General features: G+C 69.9%; 1 protein-coding gene and 1 pseudogene. One reads left to right on the top strand and one right to left on the bottom strand.

Annotated elements, in window-relative coordinates; genetic code table 11:
• Window positions 1-125, top strand: a pseudogene (gene tuf / locus ER13_RS18120) (elongation factor Tu); the annotation flags it as partial.
• 136 nt (window positions 126-261) lie between these two features.
• On the opposite strand, the gene ER13_RS17365 reads toward tuf, so the two are convergent.
• Window positions 262-1,031, bottom strand: a 770-nt coding sequence (locus ER13_RS17365; RefSeq protein WP_052005187.1) for a thioredoxin domain-containing protein, incomplete at its 5' end; no start/stop codon positions are given.

The following is a 1,031-nucleotide window of genomic DNA, read 5'->3' as shown; positions in this document are numbered from 1 at the left end:
GCGACAACGCCGAGCTGAACGTCGAACTGATCACCCCGATCGCCATGGACCAGGGCCTGCGCTTCGCCATCCGTGAAGGCGGCCGCACCGTCGGCGCCGGCGTCGTCGCCAAGATCATCGAGTAATCGAGGATCGAAATCGGCCTCAAGTCGCGAGCCTCCGCGAGGCGAGCATAGGCCGAGAGACAGAGTCGCCTAACAGAACGACCCCCGGAGCGATCCGGGGGCCGTTTTGCTGTGTGGACTGCCTTGCGGCTTCAGATCAGCGCTTGGCGGCCTCGATCATCCGGGCGATCTCGGCGGGGTCGATGCTGGCGGCGGCCTTGCCGTTGACGAAGAAGGTGGGGGTGCCCTGCAGCTTCAGCGCCGCCGCCGCCGTGTGGATGTCGGCGATGTGGCGGGTGGTTTCCGGCGCGACCAGGGTCTGTTTGGCGCGCGCCATGTCCACGCCGTGTTGGGCCAGGATGCGGTCGGTGGATTCGGGCGTCAGGGCGCGCTCGGACATCAGGGCGTCGTAGACTTCCAGATACTTGCCTTGTTGGTGCGCGGCCAGCGCGGCGCGGGCGGCGTACTGGGACGCGACGTCCTCGCCCCGGTCCAGGATGGGCCAATCCTTGAAGACGAAGCGGACGTCAGGGTGGGCCGCCATCAGGGCGCGGAACTGGGGCGCCACGGCCTTGCAGCCGGGGCAGCGGAAGTCGAAGAACTCGATCACCGTCACCTTGGCGTCGGCCGGGCCGAACGCGGGGTCGCGGGCGTCGGGGGCCAGCAGGGTGGCATTGGCGGCCGCCGCTGTATTGGTGTCGTCGACGCGGGCCTGGCCCTCCTTGGCCTGAAGCGCCAGGCTGGCCTCCTGCAGCACCTCGGGGTGGGTCAGCAGATAGGTGCGGACGTCGTCGCCCGAACCGCCGCCGAAATAGGGGGCGGCGGCCAGGCCCAAGGCCACGACCGAGACGCCCAGCGCGACATAGCCGGCGACCGCGCCCGTGAGGCGGCTGCTTTTGGCGGGCGGCGGGGTGTGGGGCTCAGGCG

Source organism: Brevundimonas sp. EAKA (assembly GCF_000698025.1).
Lineage (GTDB): Bacteria > Pseudomonadota > Alphaproteobacteria > Caulobacterales > Caulobacteraceae > Brevundimonas > Brevundimonas mediterranea_A.
Note: the sequence above shows the minus strand (reverse complement) of the source record. Positions and strands in the feature narration are given on the sequence as shown.